The sequence below is a fragment of the Geomicrobium sediminis genome, assembly GCF_016908595.1.
In the GTDB taxonomy this organism is placed as follows: domain Bacteria; phylum Bacillota; class Bacilli; order Bacillales; family Marinococcaceae; genus Geomicrobium_A; species Geomicrobium_A sediminis.
In genome coordinates this window covers 410,320-428,582 of sequence record NZ_JAFBEC010000002.1, presented here as the reverse complement: position 1 = coordinate 428,582, position 18,263 = coordinate 410,320, and the positions used below count along the sequence as shown (strand labels likewise).

19 protein-coding genes are annotated in these 18,263 nt (G+C 41.5%); 14 read left to right on the top strand and 5 right to left on the bottom strand.

What is annotated here, in order from left to right; all coding sequences use genetic code 11:
• Positions 1-116: 116 nt before the first annotated feature.
• The gene (locus tag JOD17_RS05055) at positions 117-1,601 is read left to right on the top strand and encodes a catalase (protein ID WP_239575226.1); all 1,485 of its coding nucleotides are present in this window, start codon (positions 117-119) and stop codon (positions 1,599-1,601) included.
• Positions 1,602-1,660: 59 nt separating this feature from the next.
• On the opposite strand, the gene JOD17_RS05050 is transcribed toward JOD17_RS05055, so the two are convergent.
• Complete coding sequence (locus JOD17_RS05050) at positions 1,661-2,431, bottom strand: hypothetical protein (RefSeq protein ID WP_204695963.1); 771 nt, start codon at positions 2,429-2,431, stop codon at positions 1,661-1,663.
• 121 nt (positions 2,432-2,552) lie between these two features.
• On the opposite strand from JOD17_RS05050, the gene JOD17_RS05045 reads away from it, so the two are divergent.
• From JOD17_RS05045 to JOD17_RS04985, 13 genes are all read left to right on the top strand, one after another.
• Positions 2,553-3,008: an acyl-CoA thioesterase gene (locus tag JOD17_RS05045; RefSeq protein ID WP_239575225.1), complete on the top strand. Its 456-nt coding sequence runs from the start codon at positions 2,553-2,555 to the stop codon at positions 3,006-3,008.
• A 158-nt stretch (positions 3,009-3,166) separates the two neighbouring features.
• On the top strand, positions 3,167-4,387 hold the full coding sequence (locus JOD17_RS05040) for a NupC/NupG family nucleoside CNT transporter (RefSeq protein WP_239575224.1): 1,221 nt from the start codon (positions 3,167-3,169) through the stop codon (positions 4,385-4,387).
• Positions 4,388-4,545: 158 nt separating this feature from the next.
• Complete coding sequence (locus JOD17_RS05035) at positions 4,546-5,283, top strand: hypothetical protein (protein WP_204695962.1); 738 nt, start codon at positions 4,546-4,548, stop codon at positions 5,281-5,283.
• Positions 5,280-5,972 carry a hypothetical protein gene (locus JOD17_RS05030; RefSeq protein ID WP_204695961.1) on the top strand — a complete coding sequence of 231 codons (693 nt, stop codon included), beginning with the start codon at positions 5,280-5,282 and terminating at the stop codon, positions 5,970-5,972. The genes JOD17_RS05035 and JOD17_RS05030 overlap by 4 nt, the downstream gene beginning before the upstream one ends.
• On the top strand, positions 5,956-6,345 hold the full coding sequence (locus tag JOD17_RS05025) for a GntR family transcriptional regulator (RefSeq protein WP_204695960.1): 390 nt from the start codon (positions 5,956-5,958) through the stop codon (positions 6,343-6,345). The genes JOD17_RS05030 and JOD17_RS05025 overlap by 17 nt, the downstream gene beginning before the upstream one ends.
• Positions 6,338-7,198 carry an ATP-binding cassette domain-containing protein gene (locus tag JOD17_RS05020; protein ID WP_204695959.1) on the top strand — a complete coding sequence of 287 codons (861 nt, stop codon included), beginning with the start codon at positions 6,338-6,340 and terminating at the stop codon, positions 7,196-7,198. Before JOD17_RS05025 ends, JOD17_RS05020 begins: the two co-directional genes overlap by 8 nt.
• A complete protein-coding gene (locus JOD17_RS05015) occupies positions 7,195-8,103 on the top strand; it encodes an ABC transporter ATP-binding protein (RefSeq protein ID WP_204695958.1) in 909 nt (302 codons plus the stop codon). Before JOD17_RS05020 ends, JOD17_RS05015 begins: the two co-directional genes overlap by 4 nt.
• Positions 8,100-9,332 carry an ABC transporter permease gene (locus JOD17_RS05010; RefSeq protein ID WP_204695957.1) on the top strand — a complete coding sequence of 411 codons (1,233 nt, stop codon included), beginning with the start codon at positions 8,100-8,102 and terminating at the stop codon, positions 9,330-9,332. Before JOD17_RS05015 ends, JOD17_RS05010 begins: the two co-directional genes overlap by 4 nt.
• A gap of 265 nt (positions 9,333-9,597) precedes the next feature.
• Entirely contained in the window at positions 9,598-10,770 is a 1,173-nt protein-coding gene (locus JOD17_RS05005) for a MalY/PatB family protein (RefSeq protein ID WP_204695956.1), read from the top strand.
• 161 nt (positions 10,771-10,931) lie between these two features.
• Positions 10,932-11,150 carry a hypothetical protein gene (locus JOD17_RS05000; protein WP_204695955.1) on the top strand — a complete coding sequence of 73 codons (219 nt, stop codon included), beginning with the start codon at positions 10,932-10,934 and terminating at the stop codon, positions 11,148-11,150.
• Positions 11,098-11,586 (top strand): YwpF family protein, encoded by a 489-nt coding sequence (locus tag JOD17_RS04995; RefSeq protein ID WP_193745173.1) that lies wholly within the window; start codon positions 11,098-11,100, stop codon positions 11,584-11,586. Before JOD17_RS05000 ends, JOD17_RS04995 begins: the two co-directional genes overlap by 53 nt.
• A 68-nt stretch (positions 11,587-11,654) precedes the next feature.
• On the top strand, positions 11,655-12,116 hold the full coding sequence (gene ytkD, locus JOD17_RS04990) for an RNA deprotection pyrophosphohydrolase (protein WP_204695954.1): 462 nt from the start codon (positions 11,655-11,657) through the stop codon (positions 12,114-12,116).
• A gap of 192 nt (positions 12,117-12,308) precedes the next feature.
• Positions 12,309-13,757: a DHA2 family efflux MFS transporter permease subunit gene (locus tag JOD17_RS04985; protein ID WP_204695953.1), complete on the top strand. Its 1,449-nt coding sequence runs from the start codon at positions 12,309-12,311 to the stop codon at positions 13,755-13,757.
• Between the two features lie 10 nt (positions 13,758-13,767).
• Here JOD17_RS04985 and JOD17_RS04980 read toward each other — a convergent pair whose 3' ends face one another.
• From JOD17_RS04980 to pckA, 4 genes are all read right to left on the bottom strand, one after another.
• On the bottom strand, positions 13,768-14,532 hold the full coding sequence (locus JOD17_RS04980) for an ABC transporter permease (RefSeq protein ID WP_204696095.1): 765 nt from the start codon (positions 14,530-14,532) through the stop codon (positions 13,768-13,770).
• Between the two features lie 25 nt (positions 14,533-14,557).
• The gene (locus JOD17_RS04975; RefSeq protein ID WP_204695952.1) at positions 14,558-15,331 is read right to left on the bottom strand and encodes an ABC transporter ATP-binding protein; all 774 of its coding nucleotides are present in this window, start codon (positions 15,329-15,331) and stop codon (positions 14,558-14,560) included.
• 75 nt (positions 15,332-15,406) lie between these two features.
• On the bottom strand, positions 15,407-16,402 hold the full coding sequence (locus tag JOD17_RS04970; RefSeq protein WP_204695951.1) for an ABC transporter substrate-binding protein: 996 nt from the start codon (positions 16,400-16,402) through the stop codon (positions 15,407-15,409).
• Between the two features lie 119 nt (positions 16,403-16,521).
• Positions 16,522-18,111: a phosphoenolpyruvate carboxykinase (ATP) gene (gene pckA / locus JOD17_RS04965; RefSeq protein ID WP_042420938.1), complete on the bottom strand. Its 1,590-nt coding sequence runs from the start codon at positions 18,109-18,111 to the stop codon at positions 16,522-16,524.
• Between the last annotated feature and the right edge of the window lie 152 nt (positions 18,112-18,263).

The window sequence follows — 18,263 nt, the reverse complement described above, 5'->3', positions numbered from 1 at the left end:
TCAAAAAACAATCCGTTAAAACGTTTTATAAAAAAAAATAAAGGGTATCTCGTTCTTTATACTAACTTATGTGGACACCTAAGCGGTGCCTGCCATAAACATAGCATGATAGATGCATGGAGGGGATTAATTTGTCAAAACGTTTAACAACAAATCAAGGTGTACCTGTTAGCGATAATCAAAACTCAAGAACTGCCGGTAGTCGAGGACCTACGTTACTTGAAGACTATCATCTAGTAGAAAAGCTTGCCCATTTTGACCGCGAGAGAGTACCTGAGCGTGTCGTTCATGCACGTGGGGCCGGTGCGCATGGCGTGTTTGTTACAAAGAAAAGCCAGAAACGCTACACAAAAGCGCATTTTCTACAAGAAGAAGGTCAAGAAACGCCTGTATTTGCTAGATTTTCCACAGTTATTCACGGTCATCATTCTCCAGAGACGTTGCGAGATCCTCGTGGATTTTCAATTAAATTTTATACAGAAGAAGGAAACTATGATTTCGTAGGAAACAATTTGCCAGTGTTCTTTATCCGAGATTCTATTAAGTTTCCGGATGTCATTCACTCGTTAAAGCCAGATCCTACTACGAATCTTCAAGATCCCAATCGCTATTGGGATTTTATGGCGAATAGCCCTGAGTCTACGAACATGCAACTTCACCTCTTTAATGATGAAGGAATTCCACGTTCGTATCGCCATCTTCGTGGTTCGAGTGTTCACGCATTCAAGTGGATTAATGCTCATGGGAATACGACGTATGTAAAGTATCGTTGGGTCCCAAAAGCAGGCATTGAAGGGTTGTCACCAGATGAAGTGAAAGAGATTCAAGGAGAAGAATTTAACCATGCGACTCGTGATTTATACGAGCATATTGAAAATGGCGACTACCCAGAATGGGAATTATACATTCAACGCCTTGATCCAGCCGATTTGGATTCGTTTTATTTTGATCCTTTAGATGCGACCAAAGATTGGCCAGAGAAAGATTTTCCTTATGAGCATGTCGGTACGATGATCTTGAATAAAAACCCTGAGAACGTATTCTCTGAAACTGAGCAAGTTGGGTTTAACCCTGGCGTTCTCGTTCCTGGTATTCAAACTTCAGAAGATAAAATGTTACAAGGTCGGATTTTTTCTTATTCTGATACACAGCGTTACCGAATTGGTGCGAATTATTTACAATTGCCGATTAACTGTCCATTTGCACAAACGAACAATAACACTGAAAACGGTGTAATGGCAAATCCGAAGTTCCAACCAACAAGTTCAGTAAACTATGAGCCGAGTGAAGAGGGACTTCAAGAGTCAGATGAGCAAGTAGAATTTGATGAACCATTGCCTGACAACGCCGTTGCTGGACGTAATAAAACCGAAAAAGCCGATGACTTCCGTCAACCAGGTGAACTATATCGCGGTTTTGATGCAGAGAAGCAACAGCAAATTATTCGTACGTTAACCGAAGAGTGGAGTCAAGTGAAGAACGAACAAGTGGTCTTGAAGCTCATTTGCAACATGTATCGAGCAGATGAACAATTAGGAAAGACCCTTGCGGACAACTTAAATGTAGACATCACACCGTATGTTGGACAAGAGACACGCTAAAATAAAAGGTGCTGATTCATCGAAAGGGCTGCAATCTCCATTGCAGCCCTTTCGTTACGTTATTCTTCTTGTTGTTCGATGGTTACATCACTTGGCACTTCAAATAACGATTCATCAAATTCAGGATCGATCGAATACTCAACGACGCGTCTACCGTCATTTAAGTTCTGTACTTCGTCATCGGATTCATTTTCAGCATTGTATTCATATTGTGATTGAACTTCGAAAAACGTTTCTTGGTCGAACCAATAATGGGTACGGTGTTGGTCTTCAGTGACGATAATGTGGTGCGTGTTATAATCTCCGATTTCCTCTTCGCCACCATACGAAAGCTCCGCATGTTCTAGCGCATGCTCATACATTGGAACGGGCACGTACGTGTCTCTTGATTGACGATTAGGGTATGTAAATCCTTCGTTTGTATCGCTCGTATATTCAACGATATAACCATCTTGTTCTAAACTCGTAAACGTTACTTGGACAGTAGTTTCTTCGTTTTCCTCTTGGTTTAGCTGATCAAAGTGGTGCACTTCATGGCGGAACTGTTGTGGCTCGTCGTCTTCAAGAGTATACATCCATTCATATTCTAATGCTTGTCGCCCGCCATCTTCCACATCGATGACGTGCTCCCGTTCAACATAAAGTCCACTCAGATCATCGTAAAACGAGATTGCCTCAGTTAGAATCTCGACAGCTTGCTCGTCATGTTCGACGGTTTCTTCAGCATCTTCACTTTCATCAGGAATTTCTGTATCTTGTTCTTCACGATCTGTGCATGCAACTAGGATTATAAGGAATGATAATAAGGAAGCATATCGGAAATAGGACATGCATAAAACTCCCTTTCTTCTATAATTAATTATACCTAGTATAACATGTTGGAAGTTTTTACTAGAACTAATAAACCTAACCGAGATATACTAGAGGAAAAAGTAAGGATGAATATGAACGATGAGTAAACCAACATCAAGAGCAATGGGGCATTCTCATACGCTACAAACCCACCTCGTTAGTCCGCAAGATACGAACCATTTGAACACGATATTTGGTGGCAACATATTGGCATATATCGACGAAGCCGCTGCCATCTGTGCAATGCGACATTCTAGTGAAATTGTCGTGACAGCTTCTGTTGATAGCGTTGATTTCCATGCATCTGTTCAAAAAGGTGAGATTGTTAACGTTGAAGCATGGGTCGCATCTACAGGAAGATCTTCAATGCTCATTTATGTCCATGTAAGTGTCGAGAATCCGTTAACGCAAGAAGTAAAAACGACAACAACGTCGTTTGTAACGATGGTTGCTATTGATCAATCGGGCAAGTCTACACCTGTTCCAAGTGTGTATCCAGAGACGCAAACGGAAAGAGACATCGTTATGCTTGCTGAAGAGCGAACGTCACGATAAGTGAAATCGAATGACATTTTTTATCGTATTCGTACAAAATCTGACATAGTTAATTAAGGAATTATCCATAATATATTGCGGTCGACAACTTTCGATGATACTGTTAATAGTGGTTTGGGAACGAATCGGATGTAATATAACTATGGGGAGGTACTGCAATGGATATTTTAATTAATATTCTTTGGGGGCTTGGGGCAATTATCGTTTTAATGGGCCTCGCATACTTATTATCTCTTGAAAAGAAAGCGATTAATTTCCGCACAGTACTTGGCGCATTAGCGATCCAAATACTTACAGGTGCGATCTTTTTAAGTTGGACAGGAGGTCAAGAGGCTCTTCAATGGATTAGTGGAGTTGTCGTCGGGATGCTTGGCGCAGCCAATGAAGGAATTGCCTTCTTGTTTGGTGGTTTAGAGCAGACTGTCGGTGGACATGTCTTCTTTATTAACGTACTATCTGTCATTATTTTCTTCGCAGCATTCATGGGTATTCTTTGGTATATCGGTTTTATGCCGTTAGTCGTTAATACATTAGGACTTGTTGTTTCTAAAGTGCTTGGACTTAGTCGAGCAGAATCAGTGGCAGCGACAGCGAATATTTTTGTTGGAATTACAGAATCACCATTATCAATCAAGCCGTACTTAGCGAATATGACTCGTTCAGAGTTGTTTACGGTTATGACGGTTGGTTTAGGTACTGTAGCAGGTTCCGTTTTAGCGGGGCTCGTTTCAATGGGAACAGATCCAGGGTACTTAATTGTAGCAAGCTTTATGGCAGCTCCTGCTGGAATTGTCATGGCAAAGATCGTTATCCCAGAAACTGAGACGCCTGAAACGAATGAAAAAATCAACCTAGAGCGTGATTCAGACGTCACAAACGTCGTTGATGCAGCAGCAAAAGGAACGACAGACGGATTAAAACTAGCACTTAACATTGGTGCGATGGTTCTTGCGTTCGTATCCCTCGTCGGTCTTGTTAATATTGGTCTTGGAATATTTAATGAAGGTTTAACGTTAGAACTCATTATGGGATATGTATTTGCTCCATTTGCTTTCTTAATTGGTGTACCTTGGGAACAAGCACCACTTATTGGACAAATGATCGGTGAAAAGACAATCCTCAACGAATTTATTGCATTTGGTACTCTAAATGAAGCTATTGCAAGTGGTGCAATTACAGATCCGCGTATTATTGCCATCGCAACATTTGCATTGTGTGGTTTCGCTAACATTGGAACCGTTGCCATTCTAATTGGTGGTCTTGGAGCACTCGTTCCGAGTCGTCGTGGTGACATTGCGAAGTACGGTCCTCGTGCCCTTTTGGCAGCAATTCTTGCAAACCTAATGAACGGTGCAATCGCCGGTATGATGATCTTTTAATGAAAGATTAAGGCCACTCAACTTACATGTTGAGTGGTTTTTTTATGGTTTAAGAACTTATAATTAGAAAATGTTTGAAAATAGACTTGTGTAATCATTAGTAGTGTTATACTGTATATATAGATATAAACACAAGAACAGTATAAATGGGGTGATCGATGATGAAGCAAGTCTGGCAGCTAGCATGGTTTGAGATGAGGCACATTTCAGTTTTAAGTATCATCTTGTTTAGTATTTTGGTGCCGGTAGTAGGTGTATCCATTTCTGTATTACAAGAGGATTTACCGATCGGTTTCGATGTGATTTTCTTGCTTATGATCGTTTTCTACTCAGCAATCATGACATTATCTAATTCAAGCTATAAAACAAATGAACAAACAGGACTGATTCAAACGTCGTTGTATCGATATACGAGACGGCTCCCGATTTTAGAGCGAAAGCTCTTTTATAGCCGTGTTGTTGCAAATATTGCCCGGGTAATGATTCTAGCTGTGTTGCTATTCTCTGTAATCGTTTGGTTTACAAATAATCGGCAACTTGACTTTGGGACACTTCAACACGTGGCGTTTGTTCTGATCTGGTTTAGTATTGCGTTAAGTTCAATTGCGATCGTCTTGAATGAAGGCTCTGAAAAAAGTTTTCAGAAGTACTATAAGGGCACATGGAAAAAGGGATACGTTCAGCAATTTGTGTTCTTAATTGCTTATGGACTCGTTCAATTGATCGTTTACTCCTTTACCGGTACGACCGTGTCATCATTGCAAGCAACTGCGACATTTGCTAGTAGTGAGCCGTTCTTAGCGATTGGATTTGCTACACTTTTCAGTACGTTAATTATTGTGATTGTATTAAAGTGTGGGGTTAGAGAATTAAGAAAGCGAGGTGTTGACGAATGAAAACAACACTTTTCTTGATGAAATCAAGTATTACATCAATTTTACCTTGGGGTTGGGCAACGACGATGATTTGGTATATGGCTTACGGTATAACCTTTTCAATCCTTTCTGAGGGAAATGCAGACTCATTTTCATTGCGCGCGTATTCTTTTGAGTTCTTATTCATCGTCGCTCCTCTCGTCATATTTCCTTCGTTTACAGTCGGAATGGGAATCACGAGAAAAATGTACATGAGGCGACTTCCCGTAAGCGAGAAGCAGCTTTTCGTCTCAAATATAATAATTACGTTATTACTCATGTGGGTGGCACCTTTTATTGGTACGGTTATTCATGTTTTTAAAGAGATTCATTTAATGGATTACTTTCTACCGCTTATTCTAACGTGGTTAGCCTTGAGTTCAGTAGCAACAATTACAGCGGTCTTTCCGCTTTTTGGTCCGAGAGCGCTTGGAATCTGCTACTTTTATTACTTGATGATTATCGTTGTGCTATATGTTGGGTTTGGTTCCTTTACGTTTATGCAACAAGGTTCTTACTTTTACTTTTTTATTACTGATTCAGTTGCAACGAATCCATTCGTTACGATTTTGAGTAGTCTTTTGTTCGAATTCATCGTCATCGGATTGGTTTTGATCATCGGATTTAGAAAGATTCACGAAAAGGAGGGAGCAGATGTCGTTACCGATTGAAATTAATGAAGAACGCCAAGAACCGATCTATCATCAGATTGAAGAGCAGATCATGACGTTAATCGTGTCGGAGCATCTGCTGGCAGAAACCGCTTTGCCTTCCATTCGTGCACTTGCTTCTCAACTCGGTTGTAGTGTGATTACGACGAGACGGGCGTATCAGAATTTAGAACAACGAGGCTACATTAAAACCGTACGAGGGAAGGGAACGTTTGTGCAACAAGTTGATACGAAAGAAAAATCAACACAAAAGTTTAAAACGGTCCATGATGCTGCAAAGCGCGCCGTACAAATTGCAAAGCAACATGAGTATTCAGAACCTGAGGTAAAAGAACTGTTCTTAAAGATCATTAAGGAGGAATACGATGCTTAAAGTGAGAGGACTAACGAGAAGAATGGGCGAAAGTCAGTTAGAATCAATCAATTTAGACGTTGAGCGTGGAACCGTACATGCAATCATTGGAAACAACGGTGCAGGAAAAACGACGTTGTTCGAGGCGATGTCAGGGGATTATCCTGGTAAAGGATCAATTACAATAAATGGTCATCCGGTTTCGTCATTAAAAGGAAAAGAGCAGTTCTCGTATATCCCACAAACGATAACAGAGTTAGAAGCGTTCTCATTAAGAATTCTTCATAAGTTACACAAGACACATGACTCTCTGTGGCGCGAAGATCGCTTTCAAACGCTCGTAAAGCAATTCAATCTACCAATGAACAAACATCTACAAAGAATGTCCATCGGTATGAAACAAAAATCAATTCTTGCATTGCAGTTATCTAGAGATACTCCGTTGCTCATGTTAGATGAACCATACACGGGCCTTGATATGGAAGGACAACAGATTCTTGACCGATTACTACTTCAACATATGGAAGCAAGTGACGAGCATGCGATTGTGCTTGCCACACATATTGCAGATGAGGTTCAACGTCTAGCTGATTATATTTCTATTTTACATGACGGAACGTTGAGTGAACGTGTGGAAAAAGATGAGCTCCAACGGCGTTGGCAACGGATTTGGATTGAAGAACGTGTGGAAGGAATTAGTCAAGCACCAGGCGTTGTATCTGTTAGTAGCACACGTACACAAGAAATCATCACTCAAGATGCAGAAGCAACAAAAGCGTGGCTCTCAGAACGAGGTGTTATGATTATTAAAAGTCAAAGCCTAAAGTTACATGAATCGATTCCGCACATATTAAAAACTGGGGTGAGCGCATGAATGAAGTCGTCGTAGACATAAAAAACGTCAAAAAAAGCTTTCGCACGAAAAAGGCAGTAAACGATTTATCACTTTCTGTCAGCCGAGGCAAAATCACAGGGATTCTTGGACCAAACGGAGCTGGTAAGTCGACGATGATTCGGATGTTAATGGGAATAATGATTCCTGATTCTGGTGAAGTGATCTATCATCTTGATAGTCATGAAAAAATTCCACGCTCGCGTATCGGTTTTTTACCTGAAGAGCGTGGGTTGTATAAGAATGAAAAAGTAATGGACGTTATTCTTTATTTGGCTGACCTCAAAGATTATGACAAAGAGAAAGCCAAACAACGGGCGCTTGATTTACTCGTTCGCTTCGGTTTGGAAGGTCACGAGAAGTCAAAGATTGAAGAGCTTTCTAAAGGGATGGCTCAGAAAGTTCAGTTCATCGGTGCAATTATTCATGAACCTGAATTCCTCATTTTAGATGAGCCGTTTTCAGGACTGGATCCAGTTAGCCAAGACGTATTTAAAGAAGAGATTCAAGCGTTAGCGGACAACGGTACAGCAATTTTGTTATCTGCACACCAAATGAACATCGTTGAACGATTATGTGATGAAATTTTCCTCATTCATAAAGGCGAGAAGGTTGTTTATGATACGGTCAATAACATCAAAGAGCAATTTTCCAATTATAAATGCGTCCTAGTGAACACAGACACTACGTATCCATTTAATGAAGATGAGCGAGTGGAGAGAGTTGAAGTAGAAGGAAATCAGACGACAATTCACTTCCATCAAGATGTTCATCCATTATCGTATATCCGTAGTTTCCCAGATGATTTACACTGGGATGAACTTCATATTGATCGAAAATCACTGCACGATATCTTTGTCTCCATTGCGAAAGGAGAAGGTTCATGAGAAACAAAAAACTAAAAGTCGCCAAATGGGAAATCAAGCGTAACTTGCAAAACAAAACATTTATTATCTCGACATTCGTGACACCAGCAATCTTTCTATTTTTCCTTTTTATAGGGTCACTTGTAGGTGGGAATGACGAACCAGATATGACTGAGGTGGGTGAGGGCTCTTCAGCGGATCATGAAATTCCAGTCTATGTTACAGGAGACGAAGAAGCTGTTGAGTCTTTCCAAGATATTGCTTTAGTTGAGGCTGAGGTTGCTCACTATGAATTATTTGACGGTCCTGTCTCAGAACTTGAAGAACGCGCGGCAGTAGAAGCGATTGCATACGTACATATTGAAGACCCAACGAATGCAACCCTTGTCGTTTCAGAAGAATACACAAGTCCTACGATGGTGATTCGAACTGAAGTTGAACAGTTATTACAAAGCACTCAACTTGAACAAGTGGGAGTCGAGCAAGCAGAACGTGAACTCGTTTTATCTACCTCAGTTCCTGTTCAAACGATCAGTAGCAGTGGTGATGGGAATGAATGGTTAGAAGATATCATTCCTGCAGCGTTTGCTGGGATCGTTTTATTAAGCATTATCATGACCGGTATGATGACATTAAACAGCTCAATGCAAGAGAAGAAAGACAAAATGGCGGAAACATTACTTTCCTCCGTCAGTGCTAATCAATTAATGCAAGGAAAGATTTTAGGGTACTTTGTCGTTGGGATGGCCCAAGTCGCCGTCTGGTTATTGCTTGTTATTCCGTTCGCTGAAATCTTTAGCGACTTTACGATTATTGAACACTTGTTTACGCCAATCACGTTATTGTATCTGCTGTATGCCGTCCTCGGTTATCTGCTGTTTGCATCCATGTATGTCGCACTAGGAGCTACGATGGAAGACGCAAGTACAGCGAGCAACTTAACAGGGATGATGATGATGTTACCATTTTTACCATTTGCACTCGTATGGGTGTTCATATCTGATCCAAATGGCATTGTCTCAATCGTTGCAAGTTACTTCCCGTTCAGTGCGTCTGCTGCGATGATCGTTCGAATTGTCATGCTTGATGAACTGCCAGTCTTAGAAATTGTCATTTCAATACTCGTGTTAGTCGTCTTCGTATGGCTAATGATGAACGCGGCGGGTAAGGTCTACCGCACGGCAATGCTCATGTCCGGTAAGAATGTGACCCCTGGTGAAATCATTCGAATGATTCGCCACAAAGATTAAATGATGAGAAAACGAGGCGTAACTTCCTCGTTTTTTCTATTGTAAAAGGATTAAGCATCGAGCCCAAAAACCCCATCTTAAACTCGTTTATGATGAGGTTTTTCACCCTATATTTAGAGAAAATCAATGAAAAACCCCACATTGATGTGAGCTATCCCCCACTGAATTTTCTATGTGGACGGTTGACGACTATAATTCTCGTCTTTGCTGAATCAATAAAGGTACAGTACAATGTAGGAAAGTAGGACAAGGAGTTGACAACACGTTGAACTTTGATGAGATTATTGATCGTAAACAAACGAATTCGATGAAATGGGACGCGCTCAAAGAGCGATATAAATCCGATGACTTATGGCCGATGTGGGTCGCTGATATGGACTTTAAAGTTCCGGAAGTCGTGCAAAAGGCTTTACACAATGTAACTGAACACGGTGTATTTGGTTATCATTTTCCTCCAGCTTCTTTACGAGAAGCGATCGTTGAGTGGATGGACAAGCGGTTTGAGTGGACCATTGAACAAGAGGATATTACTTTTACGCCAGGTGTCGTGCCTGCAATTCATCAGCTTATAAGTGTTCTTACAGAAGAAGGTGACGGAATTATCGTCCAACCACCTGTCTATTATCCGTTTTTTGCGCTCGTCAACACGAACCGTCGCACATTACTTGAGAATGATCTAGTTGAGCGTAATGGCACGTATGAGATTGACTTTAATGATCTTGAAGAGAAGATGAAGTCAGGTGCGAAGATGCTCATTCTTTGTAATCCTCATAACCCAGGTGGAAGAATGTGGAACAAAGAAGAATTAACGAAAATTGCTGTTCTCGCGAAACAATATGACGTGATTATTGTGTCAGATGAAATTCATAGTGATATTACGTTCCGAGGGAATCATGTACCGTTTGCTTCATTAGAAGCAGCTACTGATCTTCAAGTCGCAACGTGTATGGCACCGAGTAAAACGTTTAATTTAGCAGCATTGCAATTGTCTTATGTCATCTCCAATCAACGTGAACTTCAACAGAAGCTAGAACTTAGTATGCGCCAGAACTTCACTGGAATTGGTAATCCATACTCTTCAGCAGCGGCTGAAGCGGCTTATCGTGAAGGAGAGCCGTGGCTTACGAATCTATTAGCGTACGTTCGGGACAATATTGATTACGCAGAAAAACGATTGAAAGAAGAAATGCCAAAGATTGACTTTGTTGATCCAGATGCGACGTACTTACTCTGGATGGACTTTAGACAATTAGGGATGGATGACCAAGCGCTACAGCAATGGTTAAGAGAAGAAGCGAGACTTGCATTGAACGATGGGCATACGTTTGGAAAACCTGGATCTGGATTCGCACGAATGAACCTTGCTTGCCCGAGGAGCCATGTCGAAGAAGGATTAAATCGCTTGAAACAAGCGTATGACCGTCTACAACAACCTTAGTAATACAACAAAAGGTTATAAAAAAAAGGAAATCTAGCATGTTTATCGAAATAGCTCAATAGACTATAGAGGAAGAACGAATTGATTTGTTATAACGAGAACATGTGAATATGAGGATAAATGGGACTTGCATAGAATTCGGTAAAAGGGGACGATTCTACATGAATGCACAAAAGTTTGTTCCAACACTGTCCGAAGAGTTTGAAGTCGAATTAAAGCGAGCACTCACTGAAGAAGAAGTACAATTTTTGCAATGGCTTGACCAAACACGAGCAATAAAAGAACCAGTTCATCATGATGACCAATTCAGTAACGGAAGTGATAAATGTGAAGACATTTCGTCTCAAAGGTTTACGACTATTATTAGAAAAAGACGTTGAACCTGAGGAAGAACGGATTAACATGAGAGAAGGACTTGTCATTAACCGCGAAGAGGAAGGTTGGTGGCTCGTTGAAGCTGTTGTAGATGAGACGGCAAAAACGTTGTTTGAAGACTTATTGAACAATGAAACGGACGTCATGATGGAAGTTATCATTTCACATGAAAATAATGATCCTGCAACGATGGTTGGTCGTGTTCGCTCCACTCGCCCGTTAGAAAATGGTTTTGCCATTTTAATTGATAGCAAGATGGCGATGAAGAAAGAAGATGTGTTTAACTACATTTTAGATTCACTCATCGCTGATGGTTATACAGGAGATCAGTTAATCGAGGAATTTCGCAATCGAAAAGCGGATAACGCGAGTTGGTCACAACAAATGGCGCGCTCGTTATATGAACAGTACCGAGAAAAAGGTTCGCCACTTAGCCGTTAACAGAGTAGGTCGAAGTCATTATGACTCGACCTATTTCTCATTAAATATTAAGAAAAGGGATAATCAACATGTATGACTTCCAAGATTACTATGATAACGCTGTGAAGCTATCTTTTGAGCGGGAGCCTTTCTCAATTGAACCAAAACACGTTTGGGTGATTTGTAAGTTCAAAGATCAATGGCTCTTAACGAAGCATTCAGACCGAGGACTAGAGTTTCCAGGTGGAAAAGTCGAAGAAGGTGAACTGCCTGAAATGGCTGCTGTACGTGAAGTATGGGAAGAGACAGGGGCTCGTATTCATAACTTGGAATATGTTGGGCAATATGAAGTAAAGGGAAAAACAGAAACCGTCATTAAAAACATTTACTTCGCTGAGGTTGCGACAATCGAGAAAAAAGCCACCTATTTGGAAACCGATGGTCCAGTCTTAAAGCAGCAACTCCCCGATACGATCCGAACTGACCGTTCGTATAGTTTTATCATGAAAGATGATGTACTCCGATATTGCTTACGCAGATTAGACCAGTAAACGTAACGATGTTTGCTGGTTTTTTTCTGTTCATATTCTGATTATGTATAAGAATAGCCATGTAAAAGTGCCCAATCTTCAACAAAAGTGACGTAGTAAAAAGCAAATAATTCGATTGCCGAAATAGTAAAAGAGGCGTATAATTTTCAATTAGTCTTACATCATTTCGGATTTTCAGCGAGGAGCCTTACTATGGAGAAGACGGAACCTTATAGTCGTGTTCTCATTGCATCGTTGTTAATTGCTGGTTCTTTTATTGCGGTGCTTAACCAAACGTTGATGATTACAGCCATTCCTCCAATTATGAACGAAATGGATATTACAGCGAATACCGCACAGTGGTTAACGACGATTTTTATGTTAGTAAATGGAATTATGATTCCAATTACTGCTTTTTTAATTGAGAAGTTTACGACAAGGCAATTATTTTTGACAGCGATGATTGTATTTATGTTCGGTACACTTGTAGGGGGACTAGCGACGAATTTTCCTTCGTTAATGACTGCAAGGGTGATTCAATCCATCGGTGCAGGGGTTATGCTGCCGCTCATGCAGACGGTTTTTTTACTTATTTTCCCTATTGAAAAAAGGGGAGCAGCAATGGGGTATATTGGCCTTGTGATTTCCTTTGCCCCAGCAATTGGTCCAACAGTTTCAGGTTGGATAACTTCGAATTATGAATGGCGCTTTTTATTCTGGGGCGTGTTGCCACTGACGATCATCATGCTCGTGATGGCGTATTTTACGATGCGTAATGTGACGGAGAAAAAAGATAGAAAAGTGGACCCCATTTCAATCCTGTTATCGACAGTCGGGTTCGGTGGGCTGTTATACGGTTTCACGAGTGCAGGTAATAATGGTTGGAGTAGCCCAATTACGATAGCTGTGTTACTCGTCGGGATTGTCACGTTGCTCTTCTTCGTGTTGCGACAACTGCGAATGGAACATCCGATGCTAGAACTGCGCGTACTCAAACTACGTATCTTTACAATTACCTCAATCATCTGTGCAATTGGGTTTTTAGGGTTAATTGGATTAGAGACGATTATTCCACTGTATTTACAAAATATGCGTGGATTTACAGCGATGGAAGCAGGTCTTGTCATCTTACCAGGGGCACTTATTTCAGGTTTTCTAGCGCCGATTACAGGTCGAATTTTCGACCGGATTGGTGCAAGGGCACTTGCGATCCCAGGACTAATACTTATGTCTATCTCGACCGCAATGTTAATGTTTATTGATACGACAACCTCTCTCACGTTCATTGCGACGATGTTTGCGATTCGGATGTTTGGGTTTTCGATGGTGATGATGCCAGTCAATACAGCGGGTCTAAACCAATTACCACCTAAGCTAATCCCACACGGGGCAGCAGTAACGAATACGATTCGACAGATGACTGCGTCGATTGGTACGGCGTTAATCGTAACGATGATGACAACAACGGCGGCTGTAACTGAGGGACAGCCGATGGCTACTTCCATACCACCTGATATTCTCGGTGCGATTGTTGCCATTGGTTTCGTTACACTTCTCACGGTTATTTCATTTTTGCTCGTCTTCCAAGTCAAACATACGTATCCGATGACGAACGAACAATGGGATGAATTAGAACGAAAGAAAAAGGTCGGCACTTTCTAAGTGCGACCTTTTATTGTTTTCGTTGTTTTGTCATCTGTTTTTCGAGAAGTGCGACCCCTTGATACATTAATGTGGCAAGTATGGCGACAACGACTAAGCTTAACATGACCATATTAAAGTTAAAGACTTGGAATCCATAAATAATCATATAACCAAGACCTTGATTAGACACAAGGTACTCCCCAACGATTACACCGACCCAAGCGAGACCAACGTTAACTTTTAATGCTGAGAGAATGGCAGGGTAGGATGCTGGGAAAATCACGTAGCGAAAACGTTGCGTTTTTGATGCACCAAACGTATCAACCACTTTGACTAAGTTTGCATCGGTTTCCTTAAATGCACTATAGATGACAAGGGTTGTAACGATAATTGAAATAAGAACACCCATAGCGATGACTGAGCTCATGTTTGGACCAAAGCTTACAATGAGGATCGGACCAAGAGCAACCTTAGGCATGGCATTTAAGATAACAAGGTAAGGGTCTAACACGCGAGAAAGAAAGGGTGACCACCAAAGCATCGCAGCGATTAACACACCGCCAATCGTACCGATGAGGAATCCCATAATCGTTTCGAACAATGTGACACCCGTATGGGTGAGAAGTGCTCCACTTTGCATCATAGAAACAAAAACAGAATACACACTCGACGGTGAACTAAATAATAGTGGATCAATCCAATGCATCCGACTCGCAATTTCCCAAAGTGCAAAAAACGCAATCAAAATGGCAAGTTGCGTAAGCCGAATTTGCCAACGCTCTCGTTTTTTCATTCGTAAGTGTTTTGTGAACTGTGAATTAACTTGTTGATTCAAGGGACTCTAACTCCTTCCAGATCCTCTGAAACCATGTTTGATACGTCGGATGATTTCTCGCTTGTAGAGGTTTTAACTCACGTAGTTCATTTGGAATTGTAAAAATTTCTTGTACGAAGGAAGGTCGATGACCGAGCAAGACGACCCGATCGCTCATGGCAATGGCTTCTCCAATATCATGGGTAACGAGCACGGTCGTTTTCTTTTGAGCTTTTAACGTATCGTGAATGAGGTCTTCTAATTTCAGTTTTGTTTGAAAGTCGAGAGCGGAAAAGGGTTCATCTAATAGCAGAAGAGAAGGTTTCGTAGCTAATGTTCGAACGAGTGCGACTCGTTGGCGCATCCCTCCTGACAGTTCATGAGGCATGTCATCGACCCGATCTAAAAGCCCCATTTGCTCTAACAAATCAAGGGCATACTCTTTATTTTCAACTGTCTTCATCTTTGTTACATCAAGACCAATCGTCATGTTTTTTCCGATGGTAAGCCACGGAAACAAATAATCTTGCTGCAACATATAGCCGATCTCAGCGGAAGGTTCTGTCACTCTTGAACCGCTTAATTCAATCTGACCACTTGATGGTGAGGTTAAGCCAGCGATCATTGAAAGGACAGTCGTCTTGCCACAACCACTTGGCCCAATGATCGATACAAATTCACCTTTTTCTACTTGAAAGTTAATCTCGCGGATTGCCTCAACGACATGTTCTTGTGTGAAAAAGTGTTTTTTTACGTGACGTAGATTTAGCAGTGCCATTCGGTACCTCCTTTGTTTTTATCGGTACTCATCGTAAAGGGCTTCTGAGAACGCTCAGAAGCCCCCGTTTTATCATTAACGTTGAAGCGCTTGATCTGTAATGGTTGTATTTACGAGGTCTTCGTAATCAAAACGTGCAGGTAATTCACCTGAAGCTTCCATAATATCTTGCAAGTGATCCCAGCCATCTTCATCAATATACGGATCGATTGCGTAGGAATCTTGGTCGCGGTACCGATCGACGACTTGCGCAATTAAATCGTCAGGTGTTTCTTCAAAGTAAGGCTCGATGGAAGAAGCAATGACTTGACTATCTTCCTCTTGCACAAATTGTTGTGCCTTGTATAGTGCACGATTAAACTTTACGAGCGCTTCCTCGTTATTCTCGACGGTACTCTCTTTCGTAATAAACCCTGTATACGGTAAGATGCCGGACTCTTCACCAAATGAAGCGACAACATGACCGACACCTTCGCGTTCAAATTCACTTGCAGTAGGCTCAAATAATTGAACAAAGTCGCCCGTACCAGCTGCAAATGCTGCAGCGATGTTTGCATAGTCGACACTTTGGTCCAACACGACATCTTCATCTACATCAATGCCGTTTGAGGCAAGCGCAAATTCCCCAGCCATTTGCGGCATTCCCCCGGCACGTTGACCTAAATATGTCGTCCCTTTTAAATCATCCCAACTAAAGTCGTCAATCGGTTCACGTGAGACGAGAAACGTCCCGTCAGTTTGAGTTAAGGCTGCAAAGTTTACGACTGAATCCATCGGATTTTGTGCATGCACGTAAATCGACGTTTCAGCACCTACGAGGGCAATATCCGCACTGTCTGCTAGGAGTGCAGTCATCGTTTTATCTCCACCCCAAGTCGTCGTAATGTCGACGTCTAGCCCTTCCTCTTCAAAAAATCCTTCTTCCACCGCAACGTAAAGCGGTGCATAAAAAATCGAACGTGTAACTTCTGCTACTTCTAACGTTTCTACTGATTGATCATCCCCACAAGCTGAAAGTACTAATGAACCACTAAGTACAGACAGCAAAGCGAATTTCCCCGCACGTTTCATGTACATTCGTCCCCTCTACTTCCATAGATGCAATATCTTATGCGATCGCCTGTATAGAGGTGTGTAAAACAAAAAAAGAACTCCCAATGAATTATTGGAAGTTCTTATACATGTGTAATTTATTTAAAGGTAGGTCCAGCGTTACGAATTTCATCTGAAACGTGAGAGAAACGTTCAAAGTTCTCTTTGAACTTCTTCGCAAGCTGTGACGCTTTTTCATCGTAGGCTTTAGGATCGTCCCAAGTTGACTTCGGTTGAAGCACTTCGTCAGGAACACCCGGTACACGCTTCGGAATATGAAGACCAAAGATCGGGTCTTGATTCGTTTGAACGTTCGTCAATTCACCTTCAAGTGCCGCTTGCACCATTGCACGCGTATAATTCAATGGAATACGATCACTTGAACCGTAACCACCTGCATTCCAGCCCGTATTGACAAGGAATACATTCACTTCATGTTGGTCAATCTTCTCACCGAGCATCTCTGCATAAACCGATGCATGTCTTGGTAGGAACGGTGCACCAAAGCAGCTTGAGAACGTTGCTTCAGGTTCAGTAACTCCTCGCTCAGTTCCTGCTAGCTTGCTCGTATAACCACTTAAGAAGTGGTACATTGCTTGTTCTTTTGTTAGACGGCTAATTGGTGGCAATACACCAAATGCATCAGCAGTTAAGAAAATAATTGTATTCGGATGACCGGCAACACCTTGAGGGAGTACATTTTGAATGTGCTCAAGTGGATAAGCTGCACGTGTGTTCTCCGTGTAGTAACCATCATCATAATCTGGTTTACGACTCTCTTCATCAACAACGACATTCTCGAGCACTGCGCCAAAGCGAATGGCATCGTAAATATCTGGTTCTTTTTCTTTTGAAAGGTTAATGGTTTTAGCGTAGCAACCACCTTCAATGTTAAATACACCATTATCAGACCAACCGTGCTCATCGTCTCCGATTAGAAAACGCGTACGATCTGCAGAAAGTGTTGTTTTCCCTGTTCCAGAAAGGCCGAAGAAAAGCGCAACATCGCCTTCTTTGCCTGTGTTAGCAGAACAGTGCATTGGTAAAACGTTTTGAGCAGGCAACAAGTAGTTCATAATAGAGAAGATGGACTTCTTCATTTCGCCGGCATACTCAGTACCACCAATTAATACGATTCGCTCTTCAAACGAAATATGAACAAATGCTTCAGAACGTGTGCCGTCCACTTCAGGATCCGCTTTAAATCCTGGTGCTGAGACAATTGTAAATCCGTTCTCTTCTTCAGCAGGACGTTCATTCTCCTCAGGACGAATGAATAATTGGCGTGCAAAAAGGTTGTGCCAAGCAAATTCATTCACTACGCGAAGAGAAAGACGATAGTCGGTGTCTTTGCCTGCGTAACCATTTGTAACAAAAAGTGCATCCTGTTGACCTAAATAGTGAAGCACTTTACGATATAGTTTAGAGAATACATCTTTATCAACCGCAGCGTTTACGACACCCCAATCAATGGAATCGTGTACAGACGGTTCATCAACGATGAATTTATCTTTAGGTGATCGACCTGTGTACAAACCTGTAGTGGCTGCAAATGCGCCAGATTTTGTTAGTACACCTTCGCCTCGTGAGAGTGCTCTTTCCACTAATCTCGATTCAGGAAGATCAGTTTCAATGTGATCTCCATTCAGTAAGTGTTGCAGTGCAGACTCAAAAGATACGGTACTCATAGTAGCAAAACTCCTTCTCACAATAATCACGGAACGAAAGTGTTGAATTGATTTGAAATTAGTATAACACATTTTGATTTATAGTCTATACTATTTTTCGATTTCACAAAGGTGTCATGTTTAACGTGGATTTTATAAAAAAGGTGTGATCA